This window comes from Deltaproteobacteria bacterium (assembly GCA_011375175.1).
Classification (GTDB): domain Bacteria; phylum Desulfobacterota; class GWC2-55-46; order GWC2-55-46; family DRME01; genus DRME01.
In genome coordinates this window covers 1-16,406 of sequence record DRME01000116.1, presented here as the reverse complement: position 1 = coordinate 16,406, position 16,406 = coordinate 1, and the positions used below count along the sequence as shown (strand labels likewise).

Here is a 16,406-nt window from a genome sequence, read left to right as displayed (position 1 = left end):
GTCCCCCGCCATGACGAGCTTCATCGACGCGCGCCGCGCCGCCTCTATGGCCTCCCTGGCGCCCTTCTCCGGGTGGATGCGGCCGAAGAAGAGGAGGTAGTCGCCGGGATCGGGCCTGAAGGTGAAGCGGCGAAGATCTATGCCGTGGTGTATGGTGGCGGCGTAGCGGAGCCTGGGGCTCCTGTCGGCCTCGCTTATGGCCACGTAGTGGACCCGGCCGTCGTACTTCTCGTAGACCGGCAGTATCCTGGGCGACGAGAAGCCGTGGATGGTGGTCACCACCGGTGTCGTCGTCATGGCCGTGTATGTGAGGGGGAGGAAGTCGAAGTGGTTGTGTATGATGTCGAAGTCGTCGGCCTGCTCGAAGAGCCCGCTTATGTGTAGGCACTCCCAGACCTTGGGCTCGATCTCCGGGTCCTCCTCGTAGCCCCGGGGACAGACGCTCACGAGGCGGGCCCTGGTCTGGGAGTCGCCGGTGGCGAAGAGTGTTACGTCGAGGCCGCGCTCGACCAGCCCCTCGGTGAGCAGCGAAACCACGCTCTCCCAGGGACCGTAGTGGCGCGGCGGCGTGCGCCAGGCTATGGGCGAGAGCATGGCGATCCTCACCGGCCGCCTCCGCCGCCCGTCCGCCTGCGGCCCCTTTCTTCGAGCCAGTCGAGCATCCGCGAAAGGCTCGCCCTGGCCAGGGCTATGCACCGGTCGGCCCCGCCGTAGTAGAGGAGCACGTCGTCCCCCTCCGCCACCCAGCCGCAGGGGAAGACGACCTTGTCCACGTCGCCCGTGAGCTCGTAGTCCTCCTCAGGAGCGAAGACCCACTCGTCCGAGCGCGCCAGCACCCGCGTCGGGTCCTCGAGGTCGAGCAGGGCGAGGCCGAGGCGGTAGAGGCAGCCTCCGGCCGTGGCCCTCACGCCGTGGTAGAGTATGAGCCACCCCCTGGAGGTCCGAAGCGGCGGCGGCGAGAGCCCCACCTTGTTGGCGTCCCACCACGCGCCCTTTCGCGCCGGGATGAGTATCTGGTGGTCCCCCCAGTGCCTCATGTCCGGGCTGAAGGATATCCAGATGTGGGCGCCCATGCCGGCCATGGCCGGGACGGGCCTGTGGATCATGGCCCAGCGGCCCTTGAAGCGAACGGGGAAGAGCGCCGCGTCCTTGTCCTCGGGGGCCATGACCGCCCCCTTGCGCTCGAAGGTCCTGAAGTCCCCGGTCGTGGCGAGCGAGACGAGGGGGCCGCCCTTCGAGTATGCCGTGTAGAGGATGACCCAGAGGTCGAGCTCGTCGACACGGGTTATCCGCGGGTCCTCGATGCCCCATATCTCCTCGGGATGAGCGTGGGGATCGGGCGCGAGGGTGGGGAACGGGTCGATGCGCCACTCGCTCACGCCGTCGCGGCTGCGCGCCGCCGTGAGATGCGATATGCCGCGACGGTCCTCGACACGCATGAGCAGGAGCACGTCGTCTCCCACCTTGGCTGCGCCGGCGTTGAAGACCGAGTTGGCCCGGTAAGGTATGTCGCCGGGCTGGATTATGGGATTGGCGCCGTGACGCTCGAAAAGCTCTTCGGCTCGCATCGTCTCCGCCTCCTCGCTCGGTAAGCCGAACCTCCCTCCCCCCTGAGTCTTTCCGTCGTGGAAACCCTGATTGCTCTGAGGGAACCTTTTTGAAAAAAGGTTCCCTCAGACTCCCTCCAAAAACTTTTAATGCGAGTTGGTTTCCCCTGTTTTGCTTGGCAAAACAGGGGAAACCAACTCGTATTGAAAGTCTTTGAAGGGGGTCTGGGGGAAACTTTCTTCAGAAAGTTTCCCCCAGGCTCGAAGAGCGTTCAGAACTCGGGTTCGAGTGTAACGGGTTTGCCCGTGCGCACCGCCGTCCTTGCCAGTTCGTAGGCCTCGTTGTACTGCCGGGCCACCACTTCCCAGCAGACGACTTCCTCGAGGTAGCGCCTGAGGTTGTTTCCGAGCTCCATGCGCAGTTCCTCGTCGAGGGCCAGTTTTACGACCTTGCGGCGCAGCATCTCTTTTGTGGTGAAGAGCAGTCCCCCCTCGCTCTCGAGGGTCTGTGCCGTGAGCCCTTCGAGCGGCGCCGTGGTGATGTAGGGCTTGTTGAGGGCGATTATGCGGGCCAGCGTGCCCGACTGGGTCTCGTCGGTCGAGGGCAGGACGATGAAGTCGCATATGGCCATCATCTTGTAGTAGGCGTCGCCGCGGGGGATGAACTCGTGGTAGTGGGCGAGCCCCTTGCAGGCCAGTATCTGGACCTCCGACTTCCACACCTCGTAGTCGCGCCTGTGGTTGGGGTCGCGCATGGCCCCCGCGGCGAGCAGGTCCCACTCCTTGCCCGACCGCTCCTTGATCTCGTTGTGTATCTCCTCCCACATGGACAGGAGTATGTCCCAGCGCTTGTTGGACTGGATCCAGCCGATCATGCCGACCACGTGGTCGGCGAGCCCGATCTTGTCGAGTCCGAATTCCTTGCGAATGGCGGCTGTCTCGTGCACTCCCCAGCGCTTGTCGCAGCGCGCGCCGTGGGGCACGACCATTATGTTCAGCGGCGTGGGCCAGCCCCTTCCCTTGAAGGTCCAGTCGAGCCGCCATTTCTGGTAGCTGCACTTGAAGAGGACCACGTGGCTCCGCTGGCACATCCTGTAGATGAAGTCGGCCTCGGGGTCGCGCAGTCTTCCGTGGATCGTGTGGGGCTCGACGACGATTGGGAAATCGCCTATGGCCTCGAGGAGGTTTAGGAAGCCCGCGTTGCCGTCGCCCATGTGGCGGGGGTCGTAGTACTCGTAGAGGCCGTATTCGTGCTCGATGTGGACGGCGTAGGGGGAGAGCCTCTCGATCTCCCTCGCCACGGGCCTCCACCAGTCGTGACGGCTCGTGTCGATGATGGGGATGACGCCTTCGCCCTCTCCGTCGGTGTGGCTTATGACGAGCACAGGGCGACCGGGGTTGGCCTTCTGGATGAACTCCCTGGCCTCCTCGCAGAAGGTGGCTATGCCGCACAGGCGCGGCGGGTAGGAGCTCACCATGACGATGGGTTCAGCCGCCATGGGCCGCCACCCCCTCGCGTTCCGGCGCCTCGCTCCCGCTCTCGATGGAGATGCGGCTGCGCAGCATGTTGAGGTTGAGCAGTGAAAGGAAGCAGACGAGCGTGGACTCGGCCCCCTGGTTGCGGTTTGGACCGTCTGCCTGGAGGCCGTCGCAGCAGCCGCCGCTTCTGTGGTCGTAGAGCGGGGCGTTGAGGTCGTTTCTGCCGAGGAACCAGTCGAGGCAGCGCTGGGCGTGGTTGAGCCAGACGTCTTCGCCCGTTGCCTCGTATGCCTCGCGGCAGGCCTCGATCATGTCGAGGGCCTCTATGGGCTGCTGATCGAAGCGCGCCTTGAGTCCTCCGCGGCGGTACCAGCCGTTGTTGCCCACCGGCACGAAGTGGCCCTTGGCGTCGGTCTGGACATCCATGAGCCAGGCGAGGGTGCGGAGCCCGGCCCGGAGCATCTCCTCGTTTCGCTGGCTGCGGCCCGACATGATGAGGGCCTGCGATATCTTGCCGTTTGCGTAGGTAAGGGTATCCTCGATCCAGACCCACCGGTCGTCGGCGTTTCTGCGGTATTTCTGGAGGAGCCGTTCGGCCAGCTTCCCCCTTATGCGGCGCACCTCGCTGTCGCCGGCGAAGCGGCGCAGGTAGGCGTGTATGCCTATGAGGGCGAAGGCCCAGGCCCTTGGCGATTCGAAGGTCGTGAGCGCGGGCAGGGCCTTTTCGAAGACGTCCTGGGCGGCGGCCCGGAGGTCCGCTGACTCGGCCATGGCCACGGCCTCGCCCAGTCCCCACACGGCCCGGCCGTGGCTGTCCTCGGAGCCCACCTCCTCGAGCCAGCGGCGGTCGTAGCCCATGAAGTTGCGGAAGCGGCCGTTCTTCTCGTTGAAGGCGTGGTGGAGGAAGCTCATGTAGGTGCAGGCGAGGTCCGTCGCCGCCTCGCCGTCGGCGATCATGTCCTGGGCCATGAGCACGGCTATGAGCGCCCTGGCGTTGTCGTCGGTGCAGTAGCCGTGGTAGCGGTTGGGCACGGTGTACTTGGCGTGCTGGATGATGCCCACGTCGTCGGTGAGCCGCCTTATGTGGTCGAGCTTGGGCTGGGGCGGCTCGCCAGGGGCCGACCCTATCACGGTCTTGGGGCGCGCCACCGGTCTGGGGGTGCGCTCCCTCTCCCGCTTCACTTCGCTGAAGAGCTGGAGGTACTCGCGGGCCACCTCCTTCCAGACCATCTTGCGGCAGTAGGTGTAGGCCCGCTTGCGCATGGCGTGGCGCTCGACCTCGTGGGTGAGGAGATCGTTCACCGTCTCGGCCAGCGCCTCGGCGTCCTGGAAGGGAAAGAGGCGGCCGCGGCCGTCGGCGAGCATCTCCTCGGCGTACCAGTAGGGGGTGGAGACGGTGGCCTTGCCGCTTCCGAGGGCGTAGGCCAGGGTGCCCGAGACTATCTGCTCGCGGTTGAGGTAGGGCGTGACGTAGATGTCGGCGGCGCCGAGGAACTCGCACAGCTCCTTGATGTCGACGAAGCGGTTGTGGAAGATGACGTGCTCTCCCACGCCGAGGTCGCGGGCCCGGCGCTGGAGCGAGAGGCGGTATGCCTCGCCGTGGTTCTTCTTTACCTGGGGATGGGTGGCGCCGAGCACGATGTAGACCGCATCGGGGTGTCTCTTTATCACCGAGGGAAGGGCGTCGATCATCGTCTCGATGCCCTTGCCCGGCGAGAGGAGTCCGAAGGTGAGGATCACCTTTCTCCCCTCCACGCCATACTGGTCCTTGTAGTAGTTGGGGTCCACGAAGGGGACGTCCGGGATGCCGTGGTGGATGAGGGCGATCTTGCCGGAAGGCACGCCGTAGACCTCCTCGAGGATGTGGCGGGCCCGGCGGCTCATGACGACGAGGCGGTCCGAGAGCTGGGCTATGCGCCTTGTCGTTGCGAGCTGTCCCTGCGATGGCGACTGGAGCACGGTGTGGAGCGTGGTTACCAGCGGCATGCGCAGGTTGCTGACGAGGTCGAGCACGTGAGCGCCGTTCTCGCCGCCGAATATGCCGAACTCGTGCTGGAGGCAGACGACGTCGACGCGGTTCATGTTGAGGAAGTCGGCGCCCAGGCGGTAGTCGGCTATGGCCCGCTGGTTTATCTCGAAGCGCACCTGGTCGGGGTAGCGGTAGCCCTGGGGCACGTCGTTCATCACCACGGCCCAGCACTCTTCGGTCGGCGATTCCTCGGCGAGGGCCGCGAGCAGGTCGGTCGTGAATGTGGCGATGCCGCACTGGCGCGGCAGGTGGTTTCCTATGAGGGCGATCTTTCGCCTGTGGGAGTGGAGTGTCCTTGTCTGAAGCATCTCACCTCTCCTTGGCGGCCGTGTCCACGGGCGTGCGCGGCTTGGACCGCCGGCGGCGGCTTGAGCCTGCTACTACGGCCAACTCGGGTTTCGAGCGTCTCCGCGAGGGCCGCACCCGGCCGGCTGCCATATGGAGACCGGGCGCCGTCGGGCGCAATGCCGTGAGGAGACGCCGCCCCTCGGGACGGTCCGGGGCATCCCGGCCCGGCGGCGGTCGATAACGGCGTGGAGGCGGATGTCCGGCCGCCGTGGCGGGGGCCGGACATACTCTCGTCAGAGGGCTTCCTTTACCGTCTCGTCGGGCAGGAGGAGTCTGCCGAGCTCGATCATGCGGTCGCAGTAGGCCTCCACCTGCCGCAGCGCCATCTTGGACGGCAGGAAGCGTCCGTTCTCCCACCGGTTGACGGTGGCGTAGCTCACGCCGATCTCTCTTGCCAGGTCTTCCTGGCTCAGGTCGAGCTGAAGGCGGATCTCCTTGATGAGTATTACGAAGTCATAGCGTTTTATCCACAAGGGCGATCCCCCCCCACTCGATTGGCCTGTCCCCGCCCGGACGGGAGGGACAGGGTTGGAGATGACTGTAACATATGATACGACACCTGTTATGAGAAGTCAAGAGGCGTTTCGGCGCCTCCTCGTCGTTTCGCCGGGGAAGGCTCCGTCAAGGCGGTCCCGGCGGGGCGTGCTTTCCTGTTGACCTTGGGCGCCTCTTCATGTAAAATTCCATAATTTATCACATTGTCCGATGGAGGCAGGGCTCTTGGCGGCGGTATTCAGGGGAAAGACGGCGCTTGTTACGGGCGCTTCGCGGGGCATCGGCGCCGCCGTGGCGCGCAGGCTCGCCCGCGACGGGGCCGACCTCGTGCTCAACTACCGCAAAGAGGGCGGCGCCTCGGAGAAGGGCGCCCTGGAGCTCAAGGCCGAGCTCGAGTCGCTGGGACGCAGCGTCAGCCTCGTGAGGGCCGACATCTCGAAGAAAGACGACGTCAGGGCCATGATGGCAGCCGTGGCCGAGGGCGCCGGCAGGCTCGACTTCCTGGTGCTCAACGCGGCCCGCGCGCCCTTCAAGCCCTTCCACAGGCTCTTCGAGCGCGAGCTCAGGCAGCTTGTCGAGACCAACTACCTGGGCAACATCTTCTGCATACAGCAGGCCCTTCCCATGCTCGAGGCCTCGGGCGGCAGGGTCGTCTTCGTCTCGAGCCTCGGAAGCCGCTTCTACAACCCCTCCTATCCCCTGGGCTCCATGAAGGCGGCCATGGAGTCGGTGGTGCGCGACTGCGCCGAAGAGTTCGCCTCCCGCGGCGTGGGCTTCAACGCCGTCTGCGGCGGACTGGTCAGGACCGACTCCTACAAGGTGCTAAGACGCCTGTGGGAAGGCCTCGACGCCGTCCCAGAGGAGATGTTCGTCGAGCCCGAGGAGATAGCCGACGTGGTGAGCTTTCTCTGCTCTCCCGGGAGCCGGGGCCTGCGCGGCCAGACAATAGTGGTGGACCGGGGACTCGGCAACAGCCTCTTCGGCAGGATAGGCGGGCGCTGAAGGGCCGCAAAAGACGCCCCCGACTCTATTATGGCAGCTTCAGGTTGACCGCCCCGGGGAAAGTTTCCGCGGAAGGGTCGAAGACCCGCGTCTTTCCCCGGTGGAATAAATCGAAGTTTCCTTAAAAATCAAGGAGGAGAGATGTCACAGCAGCTCATACCGGAAGAGACGGTCATAGAAGAGGTGAAGAAGGCCGTGGCCGAGACGCTCAATATCGACGTCAAGGACGTGGACGCCGACAGCTCGCTCATAAACGACCTCGGCGCCGAATCGCTCGATTTCCTCGACATCAACTACCGGCTCGAACAGGCCTTCGGCATCAAGATGGCCCGCCACTTCATCATCGAGCACATAGAGGAACTCTTCGGCGAGGGCAGCGCCGTCAACGAGGACAACGAGCTCACCGACAAGGCCGTCAGACTCCTGGCCATCCGCTTCGGCGAGGAAAACCTCGGCGAACTCGAAGCGGGCTCCGACATGGACGAGGTGCCGGCCATGATAACGGTGCGCAGCATGGCCGCCGGCGTCATGGACATCCTCGACAGCCTGCCCGATAAGTGCGGCTGCGGCGCATCGCAGTGGGAAACAGAGGGCACAAAGGTGAAGTGCGGGGCCTGCGGCGCACCGGCACCCTACAAAAACGGCGACGAACTCATAAAAGAATGGCTCGAAAAAACCCAGGAGCGTGAAAAGATATTCTGAATTACCTGAGGGAACCTTTTTGTAAAAAGGTTCCCTCAGACTCCCTCCAAAAACTTTTAACGCGACTTGGTTTCCCCCTGTTTTGCCAGGCAAAACAGGGGGAAACCAAGTCGTATTAAAAGTCTTTGAAGGGGGTCTGGGGGAAACTTTCTACAGAAAGTTTCCCCCAGGGTGATTAACCGGATTCCGGGACGGGGGAGTGTGGTGTCATCTTGGAAGGCGGAGTCTTCGCGGCGCAGGGTTGTCGTCACCGGTTACGGCATGGTCACGCCTCTTGGCGGGAGTGCCGAGGAGACTTTCGAGCGTGCGGCGCAGGGTCGTTCGGGCATCGACTGGATAAAAGGGTTCGACACCAGGGGGCTGCCCTGCCGCATAGGCGGCGAGGTGGACGACCGCTGGATCGAGGGTGAGGGTTTCCTTTCCAGGCTCGACAAGTGCGCATCGAGGGGCGTGAGGCTCATGGCGGCGGCGGCGCGCGAGGCGGCGGACCAGGCAAGGCTCGGCGAGGTCGCCGACAGGAGCCGCATAGCCGTGGCCCTTGGCACCCACGGCGACAACCCGCGGGTGGGGGACATGGTCTTTCTCCACCGTTTCAGGCGCGACGACGGCACGTGGGACCTCGACGGGCTCGCCGCCGCCGGCGGGTACTCGTTCCTGAACTTTTACAGGCGAAAGCCCGACGTGGCTTCCTGCCTCCTCGCCCGCCTCTTCGAGTGCCGGGGGCCGAACCTCGCCGTTGTGAGCGCCTGCGCGGCCGGGGCCCAGGCCGTGGGCGAGGCGGCGCGCATGATACGCGACGGCGTCTGCGACGTGGCCCTTGCCGGAGGCGCCGAAGCGACGCTCGACTTCGCCGGCTTCATGGGGTTTGTGCTCATAAAGGCCCTGGCCGAGCGCTACACCGAGCCGCAGGGGGCGTCGCGGCCCTTCGACCGCAAGCGAAGCGGCTTTGTCATGAGCGAGGGCGCCGGGGCCCTGGTCCTCGAGGGGCTCGATCACGCGAGGGCGCGGGGGGCCGACATACGGGGGGAGGTGCTCGGATACGGCTCCTCGGCCGACGCCTACCGCATAACCGACACCCATCCCCGGGGGCTCGGCGCCGTGCTCGCCATGAAGGGCGCTCTCCAGGACGCGGGACTTTCCCCGGCGGCCGTGGAGTACATAAACGCCCACGGCACCTCCACGACGCAGAACGACCTGACGGAGACGAGGGCCGTGAAGGAGCTGCTCGGCGAGCGGGCTTACGAGGTTCCCGTAAGCTCGAACAAGTCCATGCTCGGCCACACCATAGCGGCCGCCGGGGCCATAGAGGCCGTACTCACGCTCATGGGCATGGAGAGGTCCGTGGTGCTGCCCACCATCAACTACGAGTTTCCCGACAAGAAGTGCGACCTCGACTACGTGCCCAACCTGGCGCGCAGGCTCGAGCACTCGGTGTCGCTCTCCAACTCCTTCGGCTTCGGCGGCCAGAACGCCTGCCTGTGTCTGGGAAGGTTCGGGGGCTGAAGGCGCCGTGACGGGCGGGGAAGTCGTGATAACGGGCGCGGGCCTTGTGTGCCCCCTCGGCGACGCGGACTCCACGTGGAAGGCATTGATCGAAGGGCGCTCGGCCGTCTCCGCCGTAAGGGGTTTCGACGCCTCGGGCTTTCCTTGTTCAGCGGCCGCCCAGGTGGAGGGGCTCACGGCCGCAACTCTCGGAATAAGACCGAGGGACGGCCGCATAATGGACCTCCACGTCTTCATGCTCATCAAGGCGGCGAGGGAGGCGGCCGCCGCGGCGGGTATGGACTCCTCCGGCTACGCCGCCGAGGAGAGGGCGTTCTTCGCCGGCATGGCCGCCGTGGACTACGATATCGAAGACCTCATGGGCGCGGTGAGCGCCTCGCTCTCGGACGGCAGGCTCGACTACGACCTCTTCTACGGCGGCGCCTACCGCGAGATATATCCGCTCTGGCCGCTGGGCATGCTCAACAACGTGGGCTTTTGCCAGGCCGCCATAGACCTGGGGATTAAGGGGGAGAACACGGTCTACTCGCCCCACGGCGACGCCGGGGCGCTGGCGCTGTGGGAGGCGTCGTGCACCGTGGGGCGTTCGCGCGCCGGCGTTGCGCTCGCCGCTGGCGTGAGCGAGAAGGTCTCGCCCCCGGCCATGGCGAGGGCGGCGCTTGCCGGAGTTCTCGCCGCAGGCGGCGAGTCGGCCCGGTGCCGTCCTTTCGGAGCGGACCGCAGCGGCACGGTCCCGGGCGAGGGGTGCGCCGTGGCGGTAATGGAGCGGGCCGGGCCGGCCTCGCGGCGCGGCGCGCACTTCCACGCGGCCGTTGCGGGCTTCGGCGCGGCCTTCGGCCTCGCGCCGGGAGGCGCCTTCCCTTCGCGCGGCGCCGTATCTTCGGCCATGGAGGCCGCCCTGCGCACGGCCGCCGTTGAACCGGAGGACGTCGACCTAATCATGGCCTGCGCGGACGGCACGAAAGAGGGCGACGCCGGGGAGATCGCCGCCCTGAACGGGCTCTTCGGCCGGTGCGACCCCGGGCCCCTCGTCTACGCGTCCAAGGGCGCGCTGGGGGATACGGGGGCCGCGGCGCCGGCCATAGACGCGGTCCTCGCCCTCAAGATGATGGAAGAGGGCGTGGTGCCGCCTACACTCCACACGGAAGAGCTCGACGGGACGGCGGAGTTCAGGCTCGCAGCGGGCCGGGCCGTTGAGAGGGACGTGCGCACGGTGCTGATAAACGCGAGGAGCCGCCTGGGTCAGTGCGCAAGCCTCGTGGTGAGAAGACTTCGGTGAGCGATGGAGGATCGGGGAATGAAGACCCGGCGCGCCGGGAGAAGACGCGCCGCGCGCTGCGCAGCCCGTGAGGCCCCATGAGGTTTCTCTACTACGACAGGGTCGATCTCATAGAGAAGGGCAGGGTCATAAAGGGGATAAAGACCTTCACCCTCTCCGAGGAGTTTCTGCGCGGCCACTTCGGCCGCCGCGCCGTTGTGCCCGGCGCGATATTCGTCGAGGCCATGGCCCAGCTCATCGGCTGGCTCGTCGTATGCACCCACGACTTCCGGCTCTCGGCGATCATGTCTCTCGTGGGCGGCGTAAAGCTCCCGGCCGGGCTGCGGCCTGGCTTCACGGCCGAGATGGAGGGGGAGCTCGTCTCGACGTCTAAGACCGATTCGCTCGGACGGGTCAAGGTCACGGTCGACGGCGAGGAGGTGGCCTCCATGGAGCGGATCATCTTCAGCCACTTCCACGACGTGGACCCGGCCGGGCTCCGAAGGCTCTTCACCTACTACAGCGGCCTCGACGCCGATACGCTAAGGCCCCTCTCCCTGCGCCGCGCCGGAGGCGGGCCGTGATGGCCGGGGGGGCCGGGGGGGGCGGCGTGCGCGGGGGGCGCAGGGTCGTCGTCACGGGGCTCGGCATGGTCACGGCCCTGGGTCTCGACGTGGAGGACAGCTGGCGCAGGGCCCTGGCCGGCGAGTCGGGCGTGCGCGGGCTCGAGCTGGAGGGGGCGCGCCTGTCTCCGGTGCGGGCCGTGGGCTCGGTGGCCGGAGAGGACCTCGAGGCCATAGAGGCGGCCTTTCCGGCGGCCGCCGCCTCCGAGGGCGAGCGGCGCACGCTCTTTGCGCTCTGGGCCGCTGACAGGGCGATCGAGGACGCCGGGCTCCGCGGCGGGAGCGGGACGGAGAGGGACCGCTTCGGCGTGAGCCTCGCATCGGGCCTTCCCGTGAACAGGCTCGAGGACATCGCCCGCTGGAGCGGGGACGGCCGCTTCGACTGCCGCCGCTTCGCCTCGGAGCTCGACCGCCTCCACAGGGAGTCGATGATGCGAAACGACACCCACAGGCCTGCGGCCCTCGTCGCCGAGACCTTCTCGCTTCGAGGTGTCAACTCGACGGTCACCTCGGCCTGCGCCGCGGCGACCCAGGCCATAGGGCTCGCCATGCGGACCATCGAGCGCGGCGAGGCCGATGTGGTCGTCGCCGGCGGGGCCGACTCCATGATAAATCCCGTGGGGCTCGTCTTCTTCGTCCTTCTCGGCGCGGCCTCGACATCGACCGACGACCCGGCCTCCCTGTGCCGGCCCTTCGACCGCCGAAGAAGCGGGCTCGTCATGGGCGAGGGGGCGGGCGTGGCGGTCCTCGAGGCCGAGGAGCACGCAAGGAGCAGGGGAGCGAAGATATACGCCGAGGCCGCCGGTTACGCCTCGACCATGGACGCCTACCAGGTGACGGCGCCGCACCCGCGCGGCGAGGGCGCGGCGCTTGCCATGAGGCGGGCCGTGGCCGACGCAGCCCTCGAACCGCAAGAGATCGACTACATCAACGCCCACGGCACGGGCACCAGACTCAACGACGCCGCCGAGACAGCGGCCATAAAGGAGGTCTTCGGCGAACATGCGCGCCGTCTCGTCGTCTCGTCGACGAAATCCATCACGGGCCATCTGCTGGCCGCATCGGGAGGGCCGGAGTTCGTCTTCACCTGTCTCTCCGTGGCGCGCGACATGGTGCATCCCACCATAAACCTCGAAAGACCGGACCCCAGATGCGACCTCGACTACGCAGCCGACGGCGCGCGGGAGACGACCGTCGGGGCCGCCCTCTCCAACTCCTTCGGCTTCGGCGGCCAGAACGCCTCGGTCGTGGTGAGGAAGTATGCGAAAGCCTGAGGTGTTAGGATCATGAAGATAGAGCTCGGCGGCAAGGTGGCGCTCGTTACGGGCGCCTCGCGGGGCATAGGGCGTGCGGCGGCGGCCGCCCTTGCGCGGGCCGGGGCGGCGGTGGTCGTCAACTACCGCAGGTCGTCGGAGGCGGCCCTGGAGCTCGGGCGCAGTCTCTCTGAAGAGGGCTGTACCGTAGAGACCTTCAAGGCCGACGTCTCCTCGCCCGACGAGATAGAGGCGCTCTTCGGCTTCGTCGAGAAGCGTTTCGCGGGGCTCGACATACTGGTCAACAACGCCGGCGTCATAAAGGACACCCTCCTTGCGGCCATGAGGCTCAGGGAGTGGGACGCCGTGGCGGAGACCAACCTGCGGGGGCCGTTCCTCTGCACCCGGCGGGCCGTGGAGATGATGATGCCCCGCGGCGGCGGCAAGATCATCAACATATCGTCCGTGGCGGCGGTGAGGGGAGGGCGCGGACAGACCAACTACGCGGCGGCCAAGGGCGGGCTCGTGGCCTTCACGAGGGCCGCGGCCGTTGAGCTCGCGCCCAAGAACATACAGATAAACGCCGTGCTGCCCGGCATGATCGTCACCGACATGAGCGCGCGGGTGAGAAAGCGCGCAGGGGATCGGCTCGTCGAGGCCATACCGGCGGGCCGCTTCGGCGAACCGGACGACGTGGCGGGGCTCATCGTCTTCCTCGCCTCCGGCCATGCCGACTACATTACGGGACAGGCCGTGGCCGTCGACGGCGGCATGAGTGTGGCGTGATGCGCATACGTCAGGGCGTGGACATAGTGGAGACGGCGAGGCTGCGCCGTCTCGTCGAGGCAAGCCCGGGCATCGCCGACTCCATCTTCACCGCATCCGAGCGCCGCTACTGCATGGCGAAAAAGGACCCCTATCCGCACCTCGCCGGCACCTTCGCCGCCAAGGAGGCGCTCCTGAAGGCCCTCGGCCGGGGGCTTCGCACGGGCATCGACGCGGCCCTGCTCGAGATCGAGGTCAGGCGCGCGCCGTCGGGCATGCCCCGGCTCAGGCTCTCGGGCTCGGTGAGCAGGCTCGCGGAGAGGCTCGGCGCGGCCGAGGCGACGGTCTCCATCTCACACTGCGCGGACTACGCCGTGGCCACCGTCATACTGGCGGGGTCGTGAATGGGGCGGCGCAAACAGGGGATCCTTCTTCAGAGACTTTCCCCCAGGCCTGTTAATCCCGGTTTCCCGTAAGGAGGACGGCATAGACGATGAGATATCTCCTGGTGGACCGCATAGTCGAGGCCGAGGCCGGCAGGTCCATAAAGGGCGTTAAGAACGTGGCCATGAGCGAGGACTTCCTCGAGTTCCACTTCCCGGAGAACCCGATTCTGCCCGGCGTGATGCTCATCGAGGCCATGGCCCAGCTCGCGGGCTGGCTCGAGGCCTCGGGGTCCGACTTCACGCGGTGGGCGCTGGTGAGCGAGGTGAGGCAGGCCAACTTCTACGGCTTCGCCTATCCCGGCGACAGGGTGGAGCTCTCGGTGGAGGTCCGGGGAGGCGACGGGCGGCGCCGCGAGTACGGGGCGACGGCCTTCGTGGATGGCAGGCGCAAGGCGCGCGCCTCTTTCGCGGCCGACGTGGTGGAGCTTGCGGACCTCGAAGACCCGGCTCTCATGAGGCGCCGCTACGCCGTGCTCCGCCGGTGAGCCGGGAGCCTTGCACCGGAGAGTTACGCTGAAGACGGATGGAAGAGGAGAAGATGAAGGGACGGGAAGTCGTCGTAACGGGCATGGGCATGGTCTCGCCGCTCGGTGCGGGGGTGGAGGCGAACATGGAGGGGGTGCGGCGGATGAGGAGCGGCATCGCCGTCCACGGCGGCCGACCGCCCGGTTTCGAGCTCTTCGGGGCGGCGGACGGTGTTTCCATGCCCGGCGACATACCGCTGAAGCTGCGGGGCCAGATGAAGTTTCTCAACAGGGGCTCGGTCCTCGGTTTCGCGGCCGCCGTCGAGGCCTTCAGGGCCGCGGGAGGCGACGTCTCCGACGTGGACCCGTGGCGAAGGGCCCTCTACGTCGGCTCCGGCGACCTGACGAGCGTGGGCTACGAGTTCATGTATCCCGCCGTGAAAGAGGCCACCGCCGGGTCCTTCGATCTCCATTCCCTCGACAGCGCCGCGCTCAACGACGCGGCGCTCACGGGGGTGAACCCCTTCTACCTGCTCGAGTCCATATCGAACAACCTCTTCAGCTTCCTTTCGGCCTATCTCGAGTTCATGGGGCCCAACACCTCTCTTGCAAGCCTCTCGCCCTGCGGGGGACAGGCCATGGAGCTTGCGGCGGCCGCCGTCTCGCGCGGCGAGGCGGACGTGGCCATGGCCGTCGGGTGCGGCAACTGGATAACCGAGGTGCCGCTCTTCGAGCTCGGCGGGCTGGGGCTTTTGTGCCGCGGCGACGAAGGTCCCGTAGGCTTCAGGCCCTTTGACCGCCGCCGCGACGGCTTCATCCCCGGCGAGGGCGGGGCGGCTGTCTTCCTCGAGTCGGCCGAGAGGGCCGAGAAGAGGGGCGCGTCCGTGGCGGCGAGGCTCCGGGGGTGGGCCAACCGCACGGAGTTCGTGAGCGGGGATTCGCTCGGCGTCCCCGACCGGGTGGGGCTTGGGGTCGTGGAGGCGGCGCTCGGGCGGGCGGGCCTCGGCCCCGGAGACCTCGCCTTCGTCTGCGGCCACGGCAGCGCAACGCGCAGGGGCGACCGCTCGGAGCTCGTCTCCCTCGCCTCGGCCCTCGACGGTGAGGCGGTGCCCCTGTGCGCGCTGAAGCCCTACACGGGACACATGGGGGCGGCGAGCGACGTGGCCGAGGTGATCGTCTCCATAGAAGCCGCCAGAAGAGGTTTCGTGCCGGCGACCCTCAATTTCGGCGCCGCCGACAGGCCCTTCTCGGAGCTCCGCATCTCGGGCTCGCACGTGAAGAGCGCGGGCCGCAGCTTCCTCTCGCTCACCTACGGCCTCGGCGGCCAGTCCTCGGCCGTGGTCGTGGAGGTCCTTTGAGCCTTGGCATCGGCGAGGAAGAGGAGGGGGCGCCGGGGCGGCGGGGCCGGCAAGAAGTCAAAGGCCCTTCAGCTTGTCGAGTACGCCGCCGCCAGGGCCGTGATCTTCATCTTCCAGCACATGCCGCCCGGCGCGGCCGCGGCCGTGGGCCGCGGCCTCGGTGACGTCCTCCATGGGGCGCTGGGCCGCCGCCGCGCCCTGGCCGCCGAGAACCTGCGCCGCGCCTTCCCGGAAAAGGACGAGGCCGAGGTGAGGGGGCTCGTGCGCGAGAGCTTCCGCTCCATGGTCCTTACGCTCATGGAGATGATAAGGCTGCGGTCCTTCCTCACCGACAGCGAGGCCGTAAACGCCCTGCGCGAGAGCTCGGCCGACCTCGACGCCCTCTTCGCCAAGGCCAGGGAGATACACGACCGCAGCGGCGGATGCATCTTCGTAACACCACACATCGGCAACTGGGAGGTCCTCCCCTTCGTGAGCCGCGTCATGGGCATACCGCTCGTCGTCGTGGGCCGCCCCCTCGACAACCCCTATCTCCAGCGCCTTCTCTTCTCCAGCCGCACCGAGAGCGGACAGCTCGTAATCCCCAAGCGCAACGCCCTCTTCGTCCTCCAGCGCACGCTCTCGCAGGGCAAGTCCATAGGGCTTCTGCCCGACCAGAGCACGAAAAAGGGGATCGTGGTCGACTTCTTCGGCAGACCCGCAACCACCACCCCTCTCCCCGCCCTCCTCGCCGTCACATACCGAAGGCCCATAGTGGTGGTGGCCTGCTGCCGCAAAGAGACGGGGAGCCGGTACTTCAAGGGCTACGTCTCCGATCCCCTGTGGCCGCGGCCCTCCGATAGCGAAAGGGCCGAGATCGAGCGGCTCACGGCGGAGATGACCCGCGCCATGGAGGAGATCATAAGGCTCCACCCGGAGCAGTACTTCTGGGTCCACAACCGCTGGAAGCGTTACGACTAACACCTAAGGAAACTCTGATTAATTACCCTGGGGAAACTTTCTGTAGAAAGTTTCCCCCAGACCCCCTTCAAAGACTTTTAATTCCCTGCGGTTCATCCCGATTTTGCTTGCAAAATCGGGATGAACCGCAGGGCGTTAAAAGTTTTTGGAGGGAGTCTGAGGGAACCTTTTTAC

General features: G+C 66.7%; 16 protein-coding genes. 11 read left to right on the top strand and 5 right to left on the bottom strand.

The genetic code is table 11. The features are described from left to right. From ENJ37_09485 to ENJ37_09465, 5 genes are all read right to left on the bottom strand, one after another. Window positions 1-606 (bottom strand): glycosyltransferase family 4 protein (locus ENJ37_09485; GenBank protein HHL40725.1); only part of this gene is annotated, 606 nt, incomplete at its 3' end. Beyond that, window positions 603-1,568, bottom strand: a complete 966-nt coding sequence (locus ENJ37_09480; protein ID HHL40724.1) for a glycosidase — start codon at window positions 1,566-1,568, stop codon at window positions 603-605. The genes ENJ37_09480 and ENJ37_09485, both read right to left, overlap by 4 nt. A 251-nt stretch (window positions 1,569-1,819) precedes the next feature. After that, window positions 1,820-3,046: a glycosyltransferase gene (locus ENJ37_09475; protein HHL40723.1), complete on the bottom strand. Its 1,227-nt coding sequence runs from the start codon at window positions 3,044-3,046 to the stop codon at window positions 1,820-1,822. Beyond that, complete coding sequence (locus ENJ37_09470) at window positions 3,036-5,363, bottom strand: glycosyltransferase (GenBank protein ID HHL40722.1); 2,328 nt, start codon at window positions 5,361-5,363, stop codon at window positions 3,036-3,038. Before ENJ37_09470 ends, ENJ37_09475 begins: the two co-directional genes overlap by 11 nt. A 273-nt stretch (window positions 5,364-5,636) precedes the next feature. Further along, window positions 5,637-5,876, bottom strand: coding sequence for an XRE family transcriptional regulator (locus ENJ37_09465; GenBank protein ID HHL40721.1), 240 nt, complete (start codon window positions 5,874-5,876; stop codon window positions 5,637-5,639). 232 nt (window positions 5,877-6,108) lie between these two features. Here ENJ37_09465 and ENJ37_09460 point away from each other — a divergent pair, with 232 nt between their 5' ends. The 11 genes from ENJ37_09460 (at window position 6,109) to ENJ37_09410 (ending at window position 16,232) form a co-directional block, all read left to right on the top strand. Next, the gene (locus ENJ37_09460; protein HHL40720.1) at window positions 6,109-6,900 is read left to right on the top strand and encodes an SDR family oxidoreductase; all 792 of its coding nucleotides are present in this window, start codon (window positions 6,109-6,111) and stop codon (window positions 6,898-6,900) included. Window positions 6,901-7,041: 141 nt separating this feature from the next. Beyond that, a complete protein-coding gene (locus tag ENJ37_09455; protein HHL40719.1) occupies window positions 7,042-7,602 on the top strand; it encodes a hypothetical protein in 561 nt (186 codons plus the stop codon). Window positions 7,603-7,806: 204 nt separating this feature from the next. Beyond that, the gene (locus ENJ37_09450; GenBank protein ID HHL40718.1) at window positions 7,807-9,105 is read left to right on the top strand and encodes a beta-ketoacyl-[acyl-carrier-protein] synthase family protein; all 1,299 of its coding nucleotides are present in this window, start codon (window positions 7,807-7,809) and stop codon (window positions 9,103-9,105) included. Between the two features lie 7 nt (window positions 9,106-9,112). Continuing rightward, window positions 9,113-10,384, top strand: coding sequence for a hypothetical protein (locus ENJ37_09445; protein HHL40717.1), 1,272 nt, complete (start codon window positions 9,113-9,115; stop codon window positions 10,382-10,384). Between the two features lie 77 nt (window positions 10,385-10,461). Further along, the gene (locus ENJ37_09440) at window positions 10,462-10,947 is read left to right on the top strand and encodes a hypothetical protein (protein ID HHL40716.1); all 486 of its coding nucleotides are present in this window, start codon (window positions 10,462-10,464) and stop codon (window positions 10,945-10,947) included. Continuing rightward, window positions 10,947-12,260, top strand: a complete 1,314-nt coding sequence (locus ENJ37_09435) for a beta-ketoacyl-[acyl-carrier-protein] synthase family protein (protein ID HHL40715.1) — start codon at window positions 10,947-10,949, stop codon at window positions 12,258-12,260. The genes ENJ37_09440 and ENJ37_09435 overlap by 1 nt, the downstream gene beginning before the upstream one ends. A gap of 12 nt (window positions 12,261-12,272) precedes the next feature. Further along, window positions 12,273-13,025: a 3-oxoacyl-ACP reductase FabG gene (locus ENJ37_09430; protein ID HHL40714.1), complete on the top strand. Its 753-nt coding sequence runs from the start codon at window positions 12,273-12,275 to the stop codon at window positions 13,023-13,025. Next, the gene (gene acpS, locus ENJ37_09425) at window positions 13,025-13,408 is read left to right on the top strand and encodes a holo-[acyl-carrier-protein] synthase (GenBank protein HHL40713.1); all 384 of its coding nucleotides are present in this window, start codon (window positions 13,025-13,027) and stop codon (window positions 13,406-13,408) included. The genes ENJ37_09430 and acpS overlap by 1 nt, the downstream gene beginning before the upstream one ends. A gap of 89 nt (window positions 13,409-13,497) precedes the next feature. Beyond that, the gene (locus ENJ37_09420) at window positions 13,498-13,935 is read left to right on the top strand and encodes a beta-hydroxyacyl-ACP dehydratase (GenBank protein ID HHL40712.1); all 438 of its coding nucleotides are present in this window, start codon (window positions 13,498-13,500) and stop codon (window positions 13,933-13,935) included. Window positions 13,936-13,973: 38 nt separating this feature from the next. After that, the gene (locus tag ENJ37_09415; protein HHL40711.1) at window positions 13,974-15,272 is read left to right on the top strand and encodes a hypothetical protein; all 1,299 of its coding nucleotides are present in this window, start codon (window positions 13,974-13,976) and stop codon (window positions 15,270-15,272) included. Between the two features lie 3 nt (window positions 15,273-15,275). Further along, window positions 15,276-16,232, top strand: a complete 957-nt coding sequence (locus ENJ37_09410; protein HHL40710.1) for a hypothetical protein — start codon at window positions 15,276-15,278, stop codon at window positions 16,230-16,232. The last annotated feature ends 174 nt before the right edge of the window (window positions 16,233-16,406 follow it).

Coding starts and splice junctions, on each gene's coding strand:
- ENJ37_09480 (HHL40724.1), bottom strand. CDS start 1,568: ATGCGAGCCGAAGAGCTTTTCGAGCGTCACGGCGCCAATCCCATAATC.
- ENJ37_09475 (HHL40723.1), bottom strand. CDS start 3,046: ATGGCGGCTGAACCCATCGTCATGGTGAGCTCCTACCCGCCGCGCCTG.
- ENJ37_09470 (HHL40722.1), bottom strand. CDS start 5,363: ATGCTTCAGACAAGGACACTCCACTCCCACAGGCGAAAGATCGCCCTC.
- ENJ37_09460 (HHL40720.1), top strand. CDS start 6,109: ATGGAGGCAGGGCTCTTGGCGGCGGTATTCAGGGGAAAGACGGCGCTT.
- ENJ37_09455 (HHL40719.1), top strand. CDS start 7,042: ATGTCACAGCAGCTCATACCGGAAGAGACGGTCATAGAAGAGGTGAAG.
- ENJ37_09440 (HHL40716.1), top strand. CDS start 10,462: ATGAGGTTTCTCTACTACGACAGGGTCGATCTCATAGAGAAGGGCAGG.
- ENJ37_09435 (HHL40715.1), top strand. CDS start 10,947: ATGGCCGGGGGGGCCGGGGGGGGCGGCGTGCGCGGGGGGCGCAGGGTC.
- ENJ37_09430 (HHL40714.1), top strand. CDS start 12,273: ATGAAGATAGAGCTCGGCGGCAAGGTGGCGCTCGTTACGGGCGCCTCG.
- acpS (HHL40713.1), top strand. CDS start 13,025: ATGCGCATACGTCAGGGCGTGGACATAGTGGAGACGGCGAGGCTGCGC.
- ENJ37_09420 (HHL40712.1), top strand. CDS start 13,498: ATGAGATATCTCCTGGTGGACCGCATAGTCGAGGCCGAGGCCGGCAGG.
- ENJ37_09415 (HHL40711.1), top strand. CDS start 13,974: ATGGAAGAGGAGAAGATGAAGGGACGGGAAGTCGTCGTAACGGGCATG.